Below are 18389 nucleotides of genomic sequence, written 5' to 3'. Positions count from 1 at the left end.
CTCAAAATGATCATGTCAGTTGTTAAGTCCCTCGCGCTCGCTCACGCTGACATGCCAATCAAACAGCTGAAAGACGTCTATTTGGATTGCGAACGGGGAGGCCGCCGGTGCGCTGGGGACGGAAGACGTGATGTACTGTTCGATGCGCGAGTTCCGACTAGGCGCGCGATAGCAGTTTGCGCATAATCAACGATGCATGGCCTTCTGCACCGTGCAACGCGGCCACTTCGAACCATGTTTGCGGTAAAAGGCCATTGCCCGGTCGTTTCCCTCGAGCACTTCGAGTGGGATGCTCAGGATGCCGGAATGGGCGGCAAAGACAGCGTGCAATATATTAGCGGCTAGCCCGGTGCCGTACTCGCTTTGATCGATGTGGAGCCGGTCAAGCATGACGTCGCCGGCTTCATTCATCTTAGCCATCGCGTAGCCGGCAATCGAGCCGTCTGGCCGTTCTGCGACGAACGACATTTTGTTGGTGTCTGTCAGTTCCGCCGCAATCCGCTGCAGCGTGTGATCTTCATCCGAAATCAAGGCCGCGGTCTCGGCACCCATGATTGGCGAGTACGTCCTGCGCCAAGACTCTCCAATGAGCAGCGATACCGACGGCACGTCCTGCTCAGTCATGGCTCTGATTTGCGTCGTCGAATAACGTCCCCTGCCGGTCAATTATAGCGCCGGACGGGCCGCTCAAATTCGGAGCGGCGGCCTACCGCCGCTTCATCGCATGGGGGTCACGCCGTTCCCTACATCTACCATCAGGCATGGTCCGCAGGTCGCCTCCTACCGATGAGCTAACGTCCGCTCTGGAGAAGCACCGCGAATGTCTGAACATGGCGCTAATTGCTCGTTCCCATCGACGAGACGAATGGCAGCATTCCACCCGTCTCGGCCATTGGCGACAGCCAGCTGGTTGAGTTTTGACTCTAATGCCGCAGAATCTTGCTCAGGAAGGCGCGGCTGCGGTCGGTCTTGGGGTGCGAGAAGAATTCATCCGGCGTGCCGCTCTCGACGATGGCGCCGGCATCCATGAACACCACGCGCTGGGCGACCTTGCGGGCAAAGCCCATTTCGTGGGTCACCACCATCATGGTCATGCCTTCCTCTGCCACCGCGACCATGACGTCGAGCACCTCCGAGATCATCTCTGGATCGAGCGCCGAGGTCGGCTCGTCGAACAGCATGATCTTGGGGCGCATGCCGAGGCAGCGGGCGATCGCCACGCGCTGCTGCTGGCCGCCGGAGAGTTGTGCGGGATAGGCATTGACCTTGTCGGCAAGGCCGACCTTGGCAAGCAGCTCGCGCCCGGCCTTTTCGGCTTCGGCGCGCGGGATCTTGCGGACGTGGATCGGTGCCAGCGTGACGTTCTCGAGCGCGGTCTTGTGCGGATAGAGGTTGAACGACTGGAAGACGAAGCCGATCTCGGTGCGCAGCCGCGTCATGTTGGTGGCGGGGTCGCCGAGGCGCTGGCCGTCGACCACCAGGTCGCCGTCGCGGATCGTCTCCAGCCCGTTGATGCAACGGATCAGCGTGCTCTTACCCGAGCCGCTCGGGCCGCAGACAACGACCACTTCGCGCGGCTCGACGCTGAGCGTGATGTCTTTCAGCACATTGAGCGTGCCGAACCATTTGTTGACGCCGCGAAACTCGATCATGCCGGTACCATTTTTGCTGAGGTTCAACGTCATATCTGCACCTCGCCATGGGCCGCACCCATGCGCTGCTCAAGCCGGCGCGCCAGCAGGATCAGCGGATAACAGACGATGAAATAGCCGAGGCCGACGAGGAAGAAGACCAGCAGGCCGTTTGGCACGCGTTGCACCACCAGCCAGCCGACGCGGGTGAGGTCGGTGAGCCCGATAGCCGAAACAACAGAGGAATCCTTGATCAGCAGCACATATTGCCCGACCAGCGGCGGCAGCACGATGCGCATCGCCTGCGGCAGCACCACCTGGCGCATGTGCTGCCAGCGCGACAGGCCGGACGCCAGCGCCGCCTCGACCTGGCCGGTCGGCACCGAGCGGATGCCGGCGACGACGATCTCGCAGATGAAGCAGGCGGCCAGATTGGTCAGCGCGATTATGCCGGCGGTGAAGGCATCCAGCTCGATGCCGAGTTCCGGCAGGATGAAGAAGATCAGGAAGATCTGCACCAGGAACGGCGTGCCGCGGATCAGGTCGACCCAGGCGCCGATCACGCCGCTGATCAGCCGGTTGCCGCCGGTCCGCAGGATGCCGAGGCCAAAGCCGATCAGCGTGCCCAGCACCAGGCTGACCAGCGACAGCATCACGGTCATGCCGAGGCCGCGCAGGGCGAGGGGATAGCTGCCGGCTATGCTTTGCAGCTGCTGCCAGATCATGTCCGTGCCCCCGCGAGGCCGAGCCAGCGCCCGGACAGCGCCGCCAGTCCCTTCAGCCCGTAATAGAGCAGCAGGTAGAAGGCGGCGATGGTGATGAAACCTTCCGCCGGCATGAAGCGGTCGGAGGCGAGCAATTGCCCGGCGCGCGTCAGTTCGGCGACCGCGATCAGCGACAGCAGGGCCGAATCCTTGACCAGCACGATCGCTTGGCCGAGCAGCGGCGGGATCGTCACCTTGAACGCCTGCGGCAGGATGACCAGGCGCATGCGCTGGATGTAGGTCATGCCGGAGGCGACGCCGGCCTCGACCTGGCCGCGCGGGATCGACAGGATTCCGGCGCGGATGATCTCGGCGACATAGGCGCCGCTGTTCAGCGACAAAGCAAGGATGCCGACGACGAGCTCAGGCAGGATGATGCCGAGCCGCGGCAGGCCGAAATAGAGGAAATAAAGCTGCGCCAGCAAGGGCGTTGCTCGCACCGCGTCGATATAGGCCTTGGCCGGCATGCGGAACAGCCGGCCGCGCTGCAGGTTCATGGCGGCGAGCACGATGCCGACGGCGAGCGCGCCGGCAAAGGCGAGGACAGACAGCCACACGGTCGTGACGAGGCCCTGCCCGAACAGGGGCAGATATTCGACAATGGTGCGGAAGCTGAAATGTTCGAGCATGGGTGGGGCGGTGAATGGTGAATAGTGAATGGTGAATAGGGATTAGTGAATGGTGAATAGGGATTAGCGAATAGCGAGTAGCGATTTACTACTCACTATTCACTATTCACTATTCACTATTCACTATGCTCAGTGATCCTTCTTCCAGTCGTCTGAATTGACCCAGTAGTCGAGGTTCTTCTGCAGGCGGCCGTCGAGGCTGACCTGGTCGAGGAACAGGTTCATCCAGGTCAGCAGGTCCTGCTCGTCATAGCGCGTGGCGAAGGCCAGCGGCTCCTTCGACAGCATGTCCGGCATGATGGTGAAGCTGCCGGCCGGGTAGGCGGTCGACTGGCCCTTGACCGCCGAGACGTCGTTGACGCCGCAATCGGCCTGGCCGTTGTTGACGGCGTCAAGCAGCAGCGGGCCGCCGCCCTTGTAGCTCTTGATGTCGGCGTCCGGGAAAGCCTTCTTGGCCTCCTTCTCGCCAGTGGCGCCGAGCAGCACGGCGATCTTGGTGCCCTTGGCCTTGCAATCCTCGGTGGATTTGAACTTGCCGTCGGCCTTGGTGAAGACGGTGCTGCCGGTGTACATGTAAGGCTTGGTGAAGGCGACCTTCATCGCCCGCGCCAGCGTCGGCGTCATGTCGGCGACCAGAAGATCGGCCTTGCCCGACAGCAGCGCCGGGATCAGGCCGTCCCAATCGAAATCCAAAAAGGTGATCTTGACGCCCATTTCCTTGGCCATCAGTTCGGCAAGCTCGACCGAACTGCCGGTGCGCTCGCCGGCAGCACCGACCAGCGAGAAGGGCGGTCCCTGCGTCTGCACGGCAACGCGCAACTCGCCGCGCTTGGTGATCTCGTCGAGCGTTCCGGCACTGGCCGCGGCAGTGAGGCCGGCGAGCGCAAGGCCGGCGATGAAAAGCTTGGCAATAGTCATTGGGCATTCCTCCTTGTTGTTGTTTGTTATTTTCGCTTTGTTGTCCCACCCTTGGGGGTGCTTTTTGAGCGGCAGCGCCGTTGCCGGCGGCGGCCACCGTTCGAAAATCCTTCAGTCCCAGTCGATCGTTTCGGATACGCGTATACCGCGTCTGGCCAGTTCATCGAGAAAGCGGCCGTCGGGCACATGCAGCAGCGGATTGAGCAGGCCGGGCTCGGTAATTTCGCCCCGCGCCAGCATCTGCGCCACGATGCTGGCGGGATAGCCGACGCCAAGGCTCATGCCGAACAGGCCGGAGGCGAGGTCGCGTTCGATGACCAGGTCCGACATCACCGTCTTGCGGCGGCCATGCTGGGTGCCGGTAAAGACATTGCGCATCACGCACAAGTCCTTCTCGCCGGCGCCGTATTGCAGTTGCGGACCGAGCAGCCGGCCGAGAAATTCACGTGGGCTGGCGCCAACGCCGGGCACCTTGTCCTCGGAAAGGAAGCCAAGCTCCTTCAGCGGCGCCCAGAACGCCGACCAACCCGGCCAGCGCAACGAATAGCGGCCGGAGCGCTGCAGCCCCTTGGCGGCGGCAAGCATGCCGGCATAATGCGGCGCATCGCCATTGGGGAAGGCTTCCAGCCTGCCGAGCCCCGCGACCTCGATCTCGTGGATAAAGCGATTTTCATGTTGCTGGCCGGCCGGCACATCGACCCGCTTGCCGTTCTCGACCAGCACGCTGTCGCGGTTCTGGCTCATCAGAACCATGTCGAAATTCCAACTCACCTTGTAGCACAGCGGCTTGGCCATAGCCCTCGGCTCGGGGATACCGCCGCAATAGGAATCGATCGCCGTGATGGCGTCGAATTGCCTTGCGGCGCGCGCGTAGAGCACAAGGTCGATGCCGGGGTCGAGCCCGCATTCGGTCATGATCGAAACGCCGGCCGCTTCCGCTGCGGGGGCAAGGTCGGCGATCGTCTTGCCGTAATTGGTGGTGACCAGCGGCGTGGGCGTCGCGATCGCGGCCAGCACCGCCTCGCGCATCAGCGGCTGCGGCAACAGATCGATGGCGGCGTCGACACCCGCCAGCACGCTCGCCAACACAGGGGCGATCGCGCCTTCGGGCACGACGAAACGCACGCGGGCAAGGTCGGTCAGGCCGCCAAGCCGGGCTGCCCCATTCGGCGCAGTATCGACGCAGACGACCTCTTCGACATCGGCGCTGGCGACAAGATCGGCGATCGCCGCCCGGCCTTGCAGGCCGAGGCCGCCGAGAACCGCGATCTTCATGGTATTTCCTTTCGCCCGGTTTCTTCGCGCCCAGTTTCGTCGCGCTTGGTCTCGTCCGACCAGCAGCCTTCCGGCAGGCTGACCCATTTGTTGCAGGAGGCCATGACGACGAATGTCTCGCTGCGCACGACTTCGCCCGGCTCGCCGGCGCCGGGGATCAGCTCGCTGGTGACGCGATAGAGATCGGCGACATCGCCAGCCACCGTCACGTCGACGATGATGTCGAAGCGTCCGGTGACGACGGAGGCCGAGTTCACGAAAGGCAGTTCGGCGATGCGCTGCGCCAGTTCCCGGGCGCGGCCGCGCCCCTGCGCATTGATGCCGACGATCGCCGAGATCAATTCTGGGCGCTCGGTCAGGTTGAGCAGCCCGACGATCTTGAGCAGGTTGCGGTCAAGCAGGTTGCGCAGCCGCATGCGCACCGTGGGCACCGAGACGGCCATCTTCTCGGCGAGGCGATTGACGCCAAGCTGCGCATCCTGCGACAGCAGCTTGACCAGTCGCCGGTCGGTCTGATCGAGATGTTCCCGCAAAAACTCAGGCTTTCATAAATGGAAAGAATTTATCGACTTTTCTTTCTGATATGAAAACAGCTTAGGGTGTATCTTTTTAAATCGCAAGAGCGTTCGGCGCTGTCAACAAGGCCGCATCCTGGAAGACAGAAGGGTTTTGCCAGCCGCAGCCGACCGAGGGCATGCCGACTAACGCGGTTTCTCGATCCCTGGAATGCCGCCGATCCGCTCGGCGAGAAAATCGACCAGCAGCCGGACCCTGGCAATGCCGGCGCGCTCCGGGACGATCAGCATGCTCAGCGGAATGGGAGGCGGGGCGTAGTCCGGCAGGATCACTTCCAGCCGGCCGGCGGCGAGGAGATCGTCGACAAGCCAGTGATGGGCAGGTGCAATACCGCGCCCGGCGACGAGGGCTTCGCGCACGGCAAGCCCATGGTCGACCCGAAACCGGCCGCCAAAAGGCACCGCGTGGCGTTCGCCGCCCGGCCCCTCCAGGGCGAGCGTGTCGCTTCCCGCGATGTTCGACATCCGGATGCCTTCGTGGCCAGGCAGGTCCTGTGGGACGGCCGGTCTGCCCCGCGCCGCCAGATAGGCCGGTGCCGCCACCAGCAGACGCCGGGACTGGCCGAGCGCCCGAAGTTTCATCGAGCTGTCGGTGAGCGGACCGAGGCGAAGCGCGATGTCGACGCCCTCCCGCACAAGGTCGATGCGCTCGTCGGTGAGGCTGAGATCGACACCGATGTCGGGATAGCGGTCCTGAAAGGCGAAGATCAGCCGGCTGACGTGCAAGACCCCGAGCGCCGCCGTGCAGGATATCCGGATCGTGCCGGCCGACGCGCCGCGTGTGCCCCGCGCCTCGTCGCCGGCCTGCTCGACGAGGCGCAGGATCTGAACGCTGTCGGCATAGTAACGGCTGCCTTCATCGGTCATGGTGACACGCCGGGTGGTCCTGCTGAGCAAGGGCACCCCGACGGCGTCTTCGAGCTCGCGCAAATGCCGCGTGACCGTCGACTGCCCAACCCCGAGCTCGCGCGCCACCGCCGACAGGCTGCCGCGCTCGGCGACGCGAACAAAGGTGCGCATGCGCTCGAGGGTCACATCAGATCTATCCATTATTCGGCATAATCTTATGCATTGCTCAGATATAGCGGATCATCTCCGGCCTAGCTACCTTCAGTGCCATCATCCTTCATCGGAGTGGCCCCATGAAAGTCCTGCTTGTTTTTGCTCATCCTGAACCGCGTTCGCTCAACGGAGCACTGCGTGACGTCGCCATCAGGGAACTCGAGGCCCAGGGCCATGAAGTGCTGATATCGGACCTCTATGCCGATGGCTGGAAATCCGAGGTGGACCGTGCCGACTTTCCGTCGTGGCCGCCCGAAGAACGCTTCCTGCCGGCTGTGGCATCCAAAAATGCTTTTGCGACCAACACGCTAACCGAAGATGTTAAGGCAGAGATCGACAAGCTGCTGTGGGCCGACACGCTGATCCTCCAGTTCCCGCTGTGGTGGTACGCCATGCCGGCAATCCTCAAGGGCTGGGTCGATCGGGTGTACGCCTACGGCTTCGCCTATGGGGTCGGCGAGCATAGCGACAAGCGGTGGGGTGACCGCTTTGGCGAGGGAACGCTCGCCGGCAAGCGCGCGATGCTGATCGTGACCGCCGGCGGCTGGGAGGAGCATTACTCCGCCCGCGGCGTCAACGGCCCGATCGACGACCTGCTGTTCCCGATCAATCACGGGATCCTTTACTATCCGGGCTATGACGTGCTTCCGCCGTTCGTCGTCTACAGAGTGGATCGTTTTGGGGAGGCCGATTTCGAGCCTGTCGCGGAGCGCCTGCGCGAAAGGATGCGGACGCTCGAGACAACCCGCCCCATTCCCTACCGGCAGCAGAATGGCGGCGACTACCACATCCCGAGCATGCAGCTCCGCTCTGAGCTGGGCGACCCGGGCGCAGCAGGGTTTGCGCTTCACGAGGATCGCGCAACCGCGAAATCGGCGACGCCGCGTTCGACTTTGCGGGACGTGGCCTGACGCAGCATCCCGAGAAGATCGGCAAGGCGCCCGAAGCCGACGGGATGAATCAACGACCGGCCCGGAAGATCGCAACCGCAGCAGCCGTCAGTGCGGCATTGCCGGATGCCGTAGTGCCGTCCGGAAGCGCCTTGCCGTCTTCCAGCCCGACGCGCGTCGACCAGTTGCGTTCCGCCGCCCGGTGCACGAACGGCCACACCGTGGCGTCGGCACCGTGCAGCAGGATGGCGCGACGCAGTCCGGCGCGGTCGAGCACGGCGGCGATGCCGTCGCAGGCTTCCAGCGCCGCGTCCAGCGCCTGCTCGGAAATCTCGATCAGGATGCGCAGCACCTGGTTGCCATGGTCGAGGCGGACCAGGCGCTCGGCATCAGCGACGGAGGCGAGCCCGGCCTCGATACCGATGCCGCGCTGCCGCAGGCTTTGCATGACCTCGGGCGCGGCCTTCTCGCTCAGATTGACCGAGGCGTAGTCAGGCAATTCGCTCCAGCCGGCGATCGCGTCAAGTGTGCGCTCGTCGTCGTTCTCGATCCAGGCGCCGGTCGACACGCCAATCAGCGTTCCCGGGCAGGCGCCGCGCAGCGCCAACACGGTCCGGTCCATCGTCGCCGGGGCAAGGCTTTCGCGGCCGTCGAGCCCGCGTGCATGGATATGCAGCTCGGCCGCACCGGCGGCCACGCAGGACGCGCCGTCACGCGCCATGGCTTCAGGATCGAGTGGCAGCTGCGGATGGAAATCGGCGCTGCGCGCGCCATTGATGCAGGTCTGGACAATCATGAGAGTGGTCCGGTTGAAGTGGACCAAGTGTAGCGCAGGATGGCGAAAACCGGAATCGGTTCGCGTCAGGAGAGTTGCTGCGGGAGCGACGTTTGCAGACGTTGGCGCTTCCCCTCATCCCTCTGCTGCAGCCTTACCTTAAGGCTTTCAGCGTAGCGCCATCGGCGAAGCTGCCGATCTCCCCCCTTGCGGGGGAGATGTCCGGCAGGACAGAGGGGGGTGGGAAGGATCACCAACCTCGACTTCAGCCATTCTCAACCGGAAACAGCCTAAGGGCATGGCAGGTCGGAGGGACAGCACCCCCCTCTGCCTTGCCAGGCATCTCCCCCGCAAGGGGGGAGATTGGATGCCGCTTCGGCTTTCGCCAACCACCAGCGCTGGAGGCAGGGCAGATGAGGGCAGCCCTAGCCTGTTGGCCTCTACCTCGAAAACTCGCTGCGCACGATGCCGTGGCGCTGCAGCTTGTCATAAAAGGTCTTGCGCGGAATCCCCAGCGCTTCGATCGTGCGCCTGACGTCGCCCTCGTTGCGGTTAAGCGTCTCGCGGATGATGTCGGCCTCGTAGCGCTCCAGCCGTTCCGGCAGTTTCATGGCGGCATCCGGCTCGGCTGGGGCAGGGGATGCCACTCCTGCGTCTTCCTCGAGTCCAAGCACGAAGCGTTCGGCGAAATGCGCGAGCTCGCGCACATTGCCCGGCCAGTCATGCTCCCTGAGATGGCGGTGCACCGCGGCCGGCACCGCCGGCAACGGGCGCCGGAAGCGGGCGGCGGCGCGCTCGGCGAAGTAGAAGAACAGCAGTGCGACGTCGTCGCGGCGCTCGCGCAGCGGCGGAATGGAGATCGTCACCACGTTGAGCCGGTAATAGAGATCCTCGCGGAAAGCGCCGCGCTGGCGCGGATCGCCGAGATCGACCTTGGCGGCCGCAACGACGCGCAGGTCGACCGGCCGCATTTCGTTGGTGCCGAGCGGGGTGACCTCGCGCATTTCCAGCACGCGCAGCATCTGCACCTGTGTCGAGACCGGCATGCTTTCGATCTCGTCGAGGAACAGCGTGCCGCCGCTGGCGTGCTCGATACGGCCGATCCGCTTCTTCTGCGCCCCGGTGAAGGCGCCTGCCTCATGGCCGAACAATTCGCTCTCGATGACCGTCTCCGGCAGCGTGCCGCAATTCAGCGCGACGAAATTGCCCTTGGCGCGGCGACTCCAGCGATGCAAAAGGCTGGCTACCACTTCCTTGCCGGAACCGGTCTCGCCGGTCACCAGCACGTCGACATCGGTGTCGGCGATCTGGCGCAGCGTGCGGCGCAGCCTTTCCATCGCCGGCGTCTGGCCGATCAGCGGCAGGCCGTCCTGCGCCTCTCCGGCCGCCTCGCGCAAGGCGCGGTTCTCCATCACCAGGCGGCGCTTTTCCGCGGCGCGGCGCACGCTCTGCACCAGCCGGTCGGCGGCGAAGGGTTTGGTGATGAAGTCGTAGGCGCCGTCCTTGATCGCCTTGACGGCAACCGCGATGTCGCCATGCCCGGTGACGAGGATGACCGGGATGTCCGGGTCCAGCCGCAGGATGCGGTTGAAAAGCTGCAAGCCGTCAATCTCAGGCATGCGGATATCCGACACCACCACGCCGGCAAAACCGGTGTCGAGCCTGGCCAGCGCCTCGGTCGCCACCGAGAAAGCCGAGACCGAAAAGCCGGCAAGCTCCAGCGTCTGCGCGGTGGCCTTGAGGAGATCGCTATCGTCATCGACCAAGATGACCGGCGCTGCGTCGTCGTTCGTCATGCTGCCTTGGCCACTATGCTGCTTTCAAGAGATGGATGGCGAAGCGGGTGCCGCTGCCGTCGCTCGAAACCTCGATGCGTCCGCCGTAGTCGGCGACGATATCCTTCGAGATGACAAGGCCAAGACCGAGGCCTTTTTCCTTGGATGTATTGAACGGCGTGAACAGCGATTTGAGAATCCCTGGCGGAATGCCAGGTCCGTTATCGGACACGCCGACCATCACGCCGTCCGCGGTCTCCTCGACCGCAACCCGCACATGAGCGTCGTTGCGGCCGTCCAGCGCTTCAAGCGCGTTCTGGAAGAGGTTGATCAGCACCTGTTCGAGCCGGACCCGGTTGCCCATGACCTTGAGGCTCGGCGGTGGCAGGTCGATCGCCAGTGCGTCGAGCCGGCCGGCAAAGCGGCTTCTCAACAGCACGACGGCGCCCTCGATGACACCGCGCAATGCGACAGGCTCGGCGGCGGTGCGGCCCTTGCGGGCAAAGGCCTTCAATTCTTCGGTGATGGTGCCGATGCGCTCGGTCAGTGCTGCGATGGCACCGAGGTTTTCCCCGGCGGGCGCAGTCTGCTTCCTGTCGAGGAAGACGCGGGCGTTGTCGGCATAGGCGCGTATGGTGGCAACCGGCTGGTTGATCTCATGGGCGACGCCGGCGGCGACCTGGCCGAGGATGGCGAGGCGGTTGGCCTGGACCAGATCCTGCTGCACAACCTGCAGCTTGGCTTCCGTGCTGCGATGGTCTGATATCTCCGCCTGCAGCCGATCGCGGGCACGGCTCAGATCCTCGGTTCGTTCGACGACGCGGCGCTCGAGTTCGGTGCGCGCCGCCTGTTCGGCGGCGATCCGCATTTGTCCCGACTGCCGGCGCCACAACAGATACGCAGCAAGGCCGAGCAACGGGACCAAGACGCCGAGCGCAAGGAGCCGCATTTCACGGGCCGCGGCGGCGATCGGCGCCTCGGCCGGGACGAGATAGTCGAGCCGCCAGGGGGTCGAAGGAACCGGGGCTGAAAGTCTCAGATATTCCGCGTCGCTGCCGCCGGGCGTCACCGCGTGGACGATCGACACGTCCGGGCTGAGCGCCTGCGGGCGCGTGATCGGCAACGGCATCAGCGGTGCATCGCCGAACTGCTGGCTGTTCTGGATGGCGGCACGATCAGACGCGGCAAGCGGCGCCGTCGTCATGAAGCGCCAGGACCGCACGCTGGTGATCAGGACGATACCACGCTCGTCGCTGACATAGGCCGGGCGGTTCACCTCGTGCCAGTCGGCCTCGAGCTGATCGAACTCCGCCTTGACGACGACGACGCCCAGCGGTGCGGCGGCGTTGCCGACGCGCCGCGAGATGTAGAGGCCTGGGCGTTTGCTGACATTGCCGAGCGCGAAATATTCGGCGGTTCCAGATTGCATCGCCGCGGAGAAATAGTCGCGGAACCGGTAGTCGTTGCCGACAAAGCTGCTCGGGTCGCGCCAGTTGCTGGAGGCGATCGCCAGCCCGTCGGTGCCGATGACATAGAGCACCGAGGCCTTGGTGCCGGAGACCAGCCCTTCAAGCTTGCGATTCAGCACATCGATTGCAGCAGCACTTTTCTGCGCCAGCGCGTCGCGCACCTGCTGGTCTTCCGACAAAAGCAGGGGCAGGGCGCGCGGGCTTTCCAGAACGGCGCGCAATAGCGCGACCTTCAGATTGGCGTCGGTGCGGCCCTGCGCCGCCAGTCCCCTGAGCTCCGTGGTACGGCCATAGAGACCAGCGCCGTAAAGTGCGGCCGTGGCCGTCGCAAGGGCGATGGCCGCAAACAGCAGCCAGGCACGGCGCGCTCGCCTGCCGAGTTGCTCGGGCGTCGACGGCAAGGCAGCGGCGGGGCGTTGCAGCATCGCCCATTTGTGCATGATTTCGCACAAAGCACAATTCGGCCATGCGAACATCCGCACTTTGTGTGTGTGCGAAACGAACTGCCAGTTCTGGAATACTCAATAAAATCAAAGGGAGAGGCTCTTTTCCGCGCACTTGGCACGGCAGTTGCAGACACGACTTCAGCGGTCGCGAGGCTGCTGGGTCAAATGCAAACGCTCCGGGAGGTCGAGCTTTCGATCGGAGCACAATGGAGGACGTCATGCAGACAGCATTCGCTGCCGCCGCGCCGCGCGGCAAACTTCCGTTCTACCGGCATCTCTATGTGCAGGTGCTGGCGGCGATCGCCGCCGGCGTGCTGCTCGGCCACTTCTATCCCGAAACCGGTGAGGCGATGAAGCCGTTCGGCGACGCCTTCATCAAGCTGGTGAAGATGGTGATCGCACCGGTGATCTTCCTGACGGTGGCGACCGGCATCGCCGGCGTTTCCGACCTGCAGAAGGTGGGCCGCGTCGCCGGCAAGGCGATGATCTACTTCCTGGCTTTCTCGACGCTGGCGCTTGTCGTCGGCCTTGTCGTCTCGAACGTCGTCCAGCCGGGCGCCGGCATGCATATCGATCCGGCCACGCTCGATGCCACAAAGGTGGCGACCTACACCGAAAAAGCCCACGACACCAGCATCGTCGGTTTCCTGATGAACATCATCCCCGACACGATCACCGGCGCTTTCGCAAAGGGCGACATCCTGCAGGTGCTGTTCTTTTCGGTGTTGTTCGGGCTCGCACTTGCCGCGGTCGGCGATCGCGGCCGCCCGGTCGTCGATTTCCTGCAGGCATTGACCACGCCGATCTTCCGCCTCGTCGCCATCCTGATGAAGGCCGCGCCGATCGGCGCTTTCGGCGCCATGGCTTTCACCATCGGCAAATACGGCATCGGCTCGATCGCCAACCTCGCCATGCTGATCGGCACATTCTACCTGACCTCGCTGCTGTTCGTGCTGGTGGTGCTCGGCGCGGTCGCCCGCTACAACGGCTTCTCGATCCTGGCGCTGATCCGCTACGTCAAGGAAGAGCTGCTGCTGGTGCTCGGCACCTCCTCCTCGGAAGCGGCACTGCCGGGCCTGATGGCCAAGATGGAGCGCGCCGGCTGCAACCGCTCGGTGGTCGGGCTGGTCGTCCCGACCGGCTATTCCTTCAACCTCGACGGCACCAATATCTACATGACGCTGGCTGCGCTGTTCATCGCCCAGGCGACCGACACGCCGCTCACCCTCGGCGACCAGATCCTGCTGCTCGCCGTCGCCATGCTGAGTTCCAAGGGCGCCGCCGGCATTACCGGCGCCGGCTTCATCACGCTGGCCGCGACGCTCTCGGTCGTGCCGGCAGTGCCGGTCGCCGGCATGGCGCTGATCCTCGGCGTCGACCGCTTCATGTCGGAATGCCGGGCGCTGACCAACTTCATCGGCAATGCGGTGGCGACCGTGGTCGTGGCGCGCTGGGAAGGGGAACTCGACCAGACCAGGTTCGCTGCCGCGATGGCCGGCGACTTGCCTGAGGAAGCCGATCTGTCGCTGCCGGGGCTGCAGGCTGCGTGACTGATCAGGCCTGCCCCCATACGGCCCGGAGCCGGTTCGCCGGCTCCGGGAAAAGACGATTGGCCTTGTAAGCCGATGGTCGCGGCCGCGTATGATGCCTGGCACGCGGAGCGCGAAGTGGATGTCAGCGCCATTCCAACGCTGCATGCCGCCTGAGACGTAACAGGCTTGTGAGCCTTTGGTCTTGGCGTGGGGCTTGCTCCAGCCGCATTTGAAGGCCAGTATCCGCCATGCCTTCAAGGTGCCTGTCCGCTTCGATCCCGACCTGATCACGACCGAAGCCTTTCCGTCAGGCTCGGTTGTCGTGTCATCCGAGCCGAACCGTCGGAGCCCTTGCTGCCGTCGACCATGATCTCGGCGGCAGCTCTTGAAGGCAATGGCGGCCTCAAAATGAAGTCGCAAAGCAAGAGACGTGACCCGTCCTGACGAAAGGCGCGAGCCTTCTCCCAGGAATTCGTGGGACGCGCTTGAGGAGGAACCAGGCCCGCGCGCGGGTTTGCTGAAACCAAAGCAAGATGCGAGGTCAAATGCGATGCAGTCTGTCCCGAGGATTCCGGTATCGATCATCATCCCGAATTACAATTACGCGCGTTTCCTCAAACGCAGCATCGACAGCGCTCTCGAGCAGGACTACGCGGATGTCGAAGTCATCGTCGTCGATGATGCCTCGCAGGACAATTCCACGACAATCATGAAATCATATGGGGACAGGATCCTCGCCTGCCCGCGCGCGCAAAACGGCGGGCATGCGGCGGCGTTCAACACCGGGTTCGCGGCAAGCTCGGGCAAGATCGTCCTGTTCCTCGACGCCGACGATTTTCTTTATCCGACCGCCGTTTCCAAGATCGTCGACACCTGGGATGCGGCAACCGCCCAGGTGCAATCAAGGCTGCATATCGTCGACGAACGACAACGCGTCAAGGACGTCTTTCCGCCGCCCGAACTGCCCTTCGACAGCGGTGACGTCATGCCGAAACTCCTGCACAAGGGCCGCTATCAGACGACTGTGACCAGCGGGCTGGCCTTTGATCGCACAACCCTCGAATCGATCATGCCTATACCGGAGGCGGAGTTCCGCCAGGGCGCCGATGGCTACCTTGTAACGCTGGCGCCCATGTACGGACACGTCCAGTCCATTGACGAATGCGTCGGCGCCTACCGGATCCACGGCGCCAACCATTCGGTGTTCGGTGAAAAGCTCGCCGAGCGGGCACGCTGGCGGGTAACCCACGACTTCCGCCGCATGCAGGCGCTGTCGGACCAAGCCTCCGGGATCGGCCTGACCATCGTCCCGTCGGAGGCTGTCCGCCACGATCCGGTCCACCTGGAAGAGCGGCTGGCATCGCTGTGCGCGGACAGGCGCCGGCACCCCGTGGCCAATGATTCCCGGCTGGCGCTTGGGGCAGCGGGCGCCGTCGCCAGCCTCGAAATGACCGCATCGCTACGCCGGCGCGCCGTCCTTGCCGCCTGGTTCCTGTCGGTCGGGGTGCTGCCGCGGAAACTGGCGACGGCGGTGCTGTCGTGGAAGCTCGACGCATCGTCTAGACCGGCATTCCTGAGCCGTCTGTCGAAGACAATCCGCCATGCAATGGGGTAGAAGAAGCTTTCAAAGGTTGGCAATCCTTCGCGCCCCCCTCTGTCCTGCCGGACATCTCCCCCACTTGGGGGGAGATTGGCCGTCATCTCCGCTTTCGCCAATCACTACCGCCGAAGGAGGGAGCCGTCGCCGAAAGCTGCCGATCTCCCCCCAAGTGGGGGAGATGGCCGGCAGGCCAGAGGGGGCGCTGTCCCGCCAACTGTCGAGCGGATATGCGCACCGCTTTGGTCGCCCTACTGCCCCGCGCGCAGCTTGACCACGGCACTGCGCGCCGCCAGCACCAGCACCGTGATGATGATCAGGATCACCGAGAGGGCGGCGATCGCCGGGTCGATGTTGTCGCGCAGGCCCATCCACATCAGCCTGGGCAGCGTGATGGCGTTGACCGAGGTGATGAACAGGGTGACGCCGATCTCTTCCCAGGACAGCACGAAGGACAGCAGGGCGGCAGTGACGATGCCGAATTTGATGTTGGGCATGATGATGCGGGTGGCGCGTTCCCACACGGTGGCGCCGAGACCGCGCGCGGCAAGGTCGATGCGCCGGTCGAGCTGGCTGAGCGACACCAGGATCAGCACCGTTGCGAACGGCACCGTCATCACCGCATGCGCCATGGCGACACCGAGCCAGGTGTCGTAGCCGAAGAACGAAGAGACGCCGGAGATCGAGGTCAGCAGGAAGTAGAGCGTGATCGCCGAGACCACCGGCGGCACCACCATTGGCAGCAGCACGAAGCCGACCAGCGCGGCGGTGAAGCGCGGCTGGAACATCCACACACCGAGGCTGAAGCACAGCGCCAGCACGGTGGAAAAGGCGCTGCTGACGACGCCGATCCTGATCGAGAGCAGGATCGAATTGATCCAGCGCGGATCCTCGATCAGCGCCCGGTAGTGGCGCAGCGACAATTCGCCGGACGGCATCGCCAGCATGCGGGTCGGCGTCAGCGACACCGGGATCACGGCAAGCAGCGGCAACAGCAGGAACAGCGCCACCAGGGCGGCGAGGACCAGCGAGACGGGGCCGGGGCGGTAGGTCGGCATCAGATCAGCTGCTTCGGTCTGACATAGCGGAACAGCAGCGCCATCAGCGCGCCGACGAACAGCACCAGCACGACGCTGATCGCCGCCCCCAGGCCCCAGTCCGGGCTCTGGAAGATGCGCAGATAGATCAGCTCGGCGACCATAACGCTGCGGCCGCCGCCGAGGATCGCAGGCGTCACGAAGAAGCCGAGCGAAAAGACGAAGACGATGAGCGCCGAGCCGATGATGCCGGAGCGGGTCATCGGCACGAACACCGACCAGAAGGTGCGCATGCGGCTGGAGCCGAGCCCGCGCGCCGCCAGCAGCACGCGGTCGTCGAGGCTGCGCATCGAAGACGCCAGCGGAAACACGGCGAAGGGAATGAGGAAATGCGTCATGCCGACGATGACGCCGAATTCGTTGCGCACCAGCGTCAGCGGTTCCGAGATGAAGCCGATCGCCTGCAGCCAGGTGTTGAACAGGCCGCGATTGGAAAGCAGCGCCACCCAGCCGAAGGCGCGCGTCAGCACCGAGATCCAGAATGGCACCAGGATGCAGAACTCGGCGATCACCCGCTGCGCCGGCGTGCCGCGCACCCACACCAGGGTGATGGCGTAGGCGGCGGCAACCGAAACAATCGTGACGATCGCAGCGATGCGCAGCGTGCGGACAAACACCGACTGCACCAGCGGGTCGCTAAGCAGCGTGCCATATTGCCCGAGCCCCGGCTCGGGCAGGGTGAAGCTCCAGTTGACGACGCCGAAGAATGGCCAGGCGTAGGCGGCGCCAAGGAACAGCAGCAGCGGCGCCATCAGCAGCGCCGCGCCCATCCTGTCGGAGAGATATGCTTTCATCTCGGCTCCGGTTATCCCGGTCTATCAGGCGGAGATGATCTTCGTGTATTCGTCGAGTGCGGCCCCGTAGTTCTTGGCGTACCACTCCATGTCGAGCGGGATCTGCTTCTTCATGTTTTCGGGGTCGACCGGGTTGATGCGCTTCTTGTCGGCGGGGATCAGCGCGTCGGTGGCCGGATTGGCCGGGCCCTGGCCGAGCTTGTCGAACATGATCAGTTGCTTCTCCGGATCCTGGGCGCTGGCGATGAACTTCATCGCCGCGTCCTTGCCGCCGGGATTTCCCTTGAGCACGGCGAGCGCGCCGGGCGAGATCAGGCCCTGGTCCCAGATGAACTTGATCTTGCCGCCGGAATCCTGCTCGATCAGCGAGGCTCGCGTCGACCAGACGATGGCCATCGAAGCCTCGCCGTCGAGCAGCACGCTCTGGCTCTCGGCGCCGCCGCCCCAATAGGCAACGACATTCTCCTTGAAGGCGGCGATCTTGTCGTGCGCGCGCTTGAGGTCGAGCGGATAGAGCGAGGCCGGCGCGATGCCGTCGGCGAGCAGCGCCGCTTCCCAGCTCGACACGCCCCATTTGTAGAGCGAGCGCTTGCCCGGGAATTTCGTCACGTCGAAGAAGTCGGCCATGCCGGTCGGTGCCTGGCTGCCGAATTTCTCGGAATCATAGGCGATGACATAGGAGAAGAAATAGGTCGAGGCGGCGTGCTCCCAGCCGAAGCCAGGCCGCATCTTGTTCTTGTCGACGATCGAATAGTCGATCGGCTCGAGCATGCCCTGCGCGCCGAGCGTGATCGCCGAGAACGGGTCGACGTCGACCAGGTCCCAGGTCGGGGCGCCGCTCTTGAATTGTGCGGCGATCGCACCCTCGGTCGGACCGGAGCCGTCCATTTTGACGGTGATGCCGGTCTCCTTGGTGAACGCCTGGCCATAGGCCGCGTCATAGGCGGTGATGGCGTCACCACCCCAGTTGACCAGCACCAGTTCCTTGGCTTGCGCGAAGGCGCCGGTCGAGCGCAGCAGCATCGGCGTGCCGGCCAGCACGAGCGCAGCCAGCTGCGTGAACTGCCGGCGCGAGATCTCGCCGCGCACCGCCCTGGCGGACAGTGTCTCGATGGCGTGTTTCCTGGTTTCGCTCATCTCTGAATTGTTTGTCATGTCAG

17 protein-coding genes are annotated in these 18389 nt (G+C 64.3%); 3 read left to right on the top strand and 14 right to left on the bottom strand.

The window, feature by feature from the left end:
- Nucleotides 1-186 precede the first annotated feature (186 nt).
- The 8 genes from AC0L2A_RS05385 to AC0L2A_RS05350 all read right to left on the bottom strand — a co-directional run bounded on the left by AC0L2A_RS05385 (nt 187) and on the right by AC0L2A_RS05350 (nt 6842).
- Nucleotides 187-552 carry a GNAT family N-acetyltransferase gene (locus AC0L2A_RS05385; protein WP_473607911.1) on the bottom strand — a complete coding sequence of 122 codons (366 nt, stop codon included), beginning with the start codon at nt 550-552 and terminating at the stop codon, nt 187-189.
- A 371-nt stretch (nt 553-923) separates the two neighbouring features.
- The gene (locus AC0L2A_RS05380) at nt 924-1652 is read right to left on the bottom strand and encodes an amino acid ABC transporter ATP-binding protein (protein ID WP_287203663.1); all 729 of its coding nucleotides are present in this window, start codon (nt 1650-1652) and stop codon (nt 924-926) included.
- 29 nt (nt 1653-1681) lie between these two features.
- Nucleotides 1682-2356 (bottom strand): amino acid ABC transporter permease, encoded by a 675-nt coding sequence (locus tag AC0L2A_RS05375; protein WP_473607910.1) that lies wholly within the window; start codon nt 2354-2356, stop codon nt 1682-1684.
- A complete protein-coding gene (locus tag AC0L2A_RS05370) occupies nt 2353-3024 on the bottom strand; it encodes an amino acid ABC transporter permease (RefSeq protein WP_473607909.1) in 672 nt (223 codons plus the stop codon). The genes AC0L2A_RS05375 and AC0L2A_RS05370 overlap by 4 nt, the downstream gene beginning before the upstream one ends.
- Nucleotides 3025-3153: 129 nt before the next feature.
- Nucleotides 3154-3942 carry an ABC transporter substrate-binding protein gene (locus AC0L2A_RS05365; protein ID WP_023799181.1) on the bottom strand — a complete coding sequence of 263 codons (789 nt, stop codon included), beginning with the start codon at nt 3940-3942 and terminating at the stop codon, nt 3154-3156.
- Nucleotides 3943-4053: 111 nt separating this feature from the next.
- The gene (locus AC0L2A_RS05360) at nt 4054-5217 is read right to left on the bottom strand and encodes a saccharopine dehydrogenase family protein (protein ID WP_473607907.1); all 1164 of its coding nucleotides are present in this window, start codon (nt 5215-5217) and stop codon (nt 4054-4056) included.
- Nucleotides 5214-5750 carry an Lrp/AsnC family transcriptional regulator gene (locus AC0L2A_RS05355; RefSeq protein ID WP_473607906.1) on the bottom strand — a complete coding sequence of 179 codons (537 nt, stop codon included), beginning with the start codon at nt 5748-5750 and terminating at the stop codon, nt 5214-5216. The genes AC0L2A_RS05360 and AC0L2A_RS05355 overlap by 4 nt, the downstream gene beginning before the upstream one ends.
- Nucleotides 5751-5918: 168 nt before the next feature.
- Complete coding sequence (locus AC0L2A_RS05350) at nt 5919-6842, bottom strand: LysR family transcriptional regulator (protein WP_473607904.1); 924 nt, start codon at nt 6840-6842, stop codon at nt 5919-5921.
- 92 nt (nt 6843-6934) lie between these two features.
- On the opposite strand from AC0L2A_RS05350, the gene AC0L2A_RS05345 reads away from it, so the two are divergent.
- Nucleotides 6935-7765 carry an NAD(P)H-dependent oxidoreductase gene (locus tag AC0L2A_RS05345; protein WP_473520870.1) on the top strand — a complete coding sequence of 277 codons (831 nt, stop codon included), beginning with the start codon at nt 6935-6937 and terminating at the stop codon, nt 7763-7765.
- A 49-nt stretch (nt 7766-7814) separates the two neighbouring features.
- Here AC0L2A_RS05345 and AC0L2A_RS05340 read toward each other — a convergent pair whose 3' ends face one another.
- The 3 genes from AC0L2A_RS05340 to AC0L2A_RS05330 all read right to left on the bottom strand — a co-directional run bounded on the left by AC0L2A_RS05340 (nt 7815) and on the right by AC0L2A_RS05330 (nt 12203).
- The gene (locus tag AC0L2A_RS05340; protein WP_473607903.1) at nt 7815-8540 is read right to left on the bottom strand and encodes a 3-keto-5-aminohexanoate cleavage protein; all 726 of its coding nucleotides are present in this window, start codon (nt 8538-8540) and stop codon (nt 7815-7817) included.
- A 419-nt stretch (nt 8541-8959) separates the two neighbouring features.
- Nucleotides 8960-10315: a sigma-54-dependent transcriptional regulator gene (locus AC0L2A_RS05335; protein ID WP_473607901.1), complete on the bottom strand. Its 1356-nt coding sequence runs from the start codon at nt 10313-10315 to the stop codon at nt 8960-8962.
- 13 nt (nt 10316-10328) lie between these two features.
- The gene (locus AC0L2A_RS05330; RefSeq protein ID WP_473515628.1) at nt 10329-12203 is read right to left on the bottom strand and encodes a sensor histidine kinase; all 1875 of its coding nucleotides are present in this window, start codon (nt 12201-12203) and stop codon (nt 10329-10331) included.
- Nucleotides 12204-12427: 224 nt separating this feature from the next.
- Here AC0L2A_RS05330 and AC0L2A_RS05325 point away from each other — a divergent pair, with 224 nt between their 5' ends.
- Nucleotides 12428-13759 carry a dicarboxylate/amino acid:cation symporter gene (locus tag AC0L2A_RS05325; RefSeq protein ID WP_027155097.1) on the top strand — a complete coding sequence of 444 codons (1332 nt, stop codon included), beginning with the start codon at nt 12428-12430 and terminating at the stop codon, nt 13757-13759.
- A 532-nt stretch (nt 13760-14291) separates the two neighbouring features.
- The gene (locus tag AC0L2A_RS05320) at nt 14292-15356 is read left to right on the top strand and encodes a glycosyltransferase family 2 protein (protein WP_473607900.1); all 1065 of its coding nucleotides are present in this window, start codon (nt 14292-14294) and stop codon (nt 15354-15356) included.
- 233 nt (nt 15357-15589) lie between these two features.
- On the opposite strand, the gene AC0L2A_RS05315 is transcribed toward AC0L2A_RS05320, so the two are convergent.
- The 3 genes from AC0L2A_RS05315 to AC0L2A_RS05305 are packed head-to-tail and all read right to left on the bottom strand — an operon-like array spanning nt 15590 to nt 18366.
- Nucleotides 15590-16396, bottom strand: coding sequence for an ABC transporter permease (locus AC0L2A_RS05315; RefSeq protein WP_473607899.1), 807 nt, complete (start codon nt 16394-16396; stop codon nt 15590-15592).
- Nucleotides 16396-17229 carry an ABC transporter permease gene (locus AC0L2A_RS05310; protein WP_473607897.1) on the bottom strand — a complete coding sequence of 278 codons (834 nt, stop codon included), beginning with the start codon at nt 17227-17229 and terminating at the stop codon, nt 16396-16398. Before AC0L2A_RS05310 ends, AC0L2A_RS05315 begins: the two co-directional genes overlap by 1 nt.
- Nucleotides 17230-17253: 24 nt before the next feature.
- A complete protein-coding gene (locus AC0L2A_RS05305) occupies nt 17254-18366 on the bottom strand; it encodes an ABC transporter substrate-binding protein (protein ID WP_027155092.1) in 1113 nt (370 codons plus the stop codon).
- Between the last annotated feature and the right edge of the window lie 23 nt (nt 18367-18389).

It is taken from the genome of Mesorhizobium sp. WSM4844 (assembly GCF_055811775.1).
This window is presented reverse-complemented; position numbering and strand designations above follow the sequence as displayed.

What these genes read in the sequence shown, in the direction of transcription:
- AC0L2A_RS05345 (WP_473520870.1), top strand. Translation starts at nt 6,935, where the DNA reads ATGAAAGTCCTGCTTGTTTTTGCTCATCCTGAACCGCGTTCGCTCAAC.
- AC0L2A_RS05370 (WP_473607909.1), bottom strand. Translation starts at nt 3,024, where the DNA reads ATGCTCGAACATTTCAGCTTCCGCACCATTGTCGAATATCTGCCCCTG.
- AC0L2A_RS05335 (WP_473607901.1), bottom strand. Translation starts at nt 10,315, where the DNA reads ATGACGAACGACGACGCAGCGCCGGTCATCTTGGTCGATGACGATAGC.
- AC0L2A_RS05385 (WP_473607911.1), bottom strand. Translation starts at nt 552, where the DNA reads ATGGGTGCCGAGACCGCGGCCTTGATTTCGGATGAAGATCACACGCTG.
- AC0L2A_RS05350 (WP_473607904.1), bottom strand. Translation starts at nt 6,842, where the DNA reads ATGGATAGATCTGATGTGACCCTCGAGCGCATGCGCACCTTTGTTCGC.
- AC0L2A_RS05315 (WP_473607899.1), bottom strand. Translation starts at nt 16,396, where the DNA reads ATGCCGACCTACCGCCCCGGCCCCGTCTCGCTGGTCCTCGCCGCCCTG.
- AC0L2A_RS05365 (WP_023799181.1), bottom strand. Translation starts at nt 3,942, where the DNA reads ATGACTATTGCCAAGCTTTTCATCGCCGGCCTTGCGCTCGCCGGCCTC.
- AC0L2A_RS05340 (WP_473607903.1), bottom strand. Translation starts at nt 8,540, where the DNA reads ATGATTGTCCAGACCTGCATCAATGGCGCGCGCAGCGCCGATTTCCAT.
- AC0L2A_RS05325 (WP_027155097.1), top strand. Translation starts at nt 12,428, where the DNA reads ATGCAGACAGCATTCGCTGCCGCCGCGCCGCGCGGCAAACTTCCGTTC.
- AC0L2A_RS05320 (WP_473607900.1), top strand. Translation starts at nt 14,292, where the DNA reads ATGCAGTCTGTCCCGAGGATTCCGGTATCGATCATCATCCCGAATTAC.
- AC0L2A_RS05360 (WP_473607907.1), bottom strand. Translation starts at nt 5,217, where the DNA reads ATGAAGATCGCGGTTCTCGGCGGCCTCGGCCTGCAAGGCCGGGCGGCG.
- AC0L2A_RS05330 (WP_473515628.1), bottom strand. Translation starts at nt 12,203, where the DNA reads ATGCACAAATGGGCGATGCTGCAACGCCCCGCCGCTGCCTTGCCGTCG.
- AC0L2A_RS05310 (WP_473607897.1), bottom strand. Translation starts at nt 17,229, where the DNA reads ATGAAAGCATATCTCTCCGACAGGATGGGCGCGGCGCTGCTGATGGCG.
- AC0L2A_RS05375 (WP_473607910.1), bottom strand. Translation starts at nt 2,356, where the DNA reads ATGATCTGGCAGCAGCTGCAAAGCATAGCCGGCAGCTATCCCCTCGCC.
- AC0L2A_RS05305 (WP_027155092.1), bottom strand. Translation starts at nt 18,366, where the DNA reads ATGAGCGAAACCAGGAAACACGCCATCGAGACACTGTCCGCCAGGGCG.
- AC0L2A_RS05380 (WP_287203663.1), bottom strand. Translation starts at nt 1,652, where the DNA reads ATGATCGAGTTTCGCGGCGTCAACAAATGGTTCGGCACGCTCAATGTG.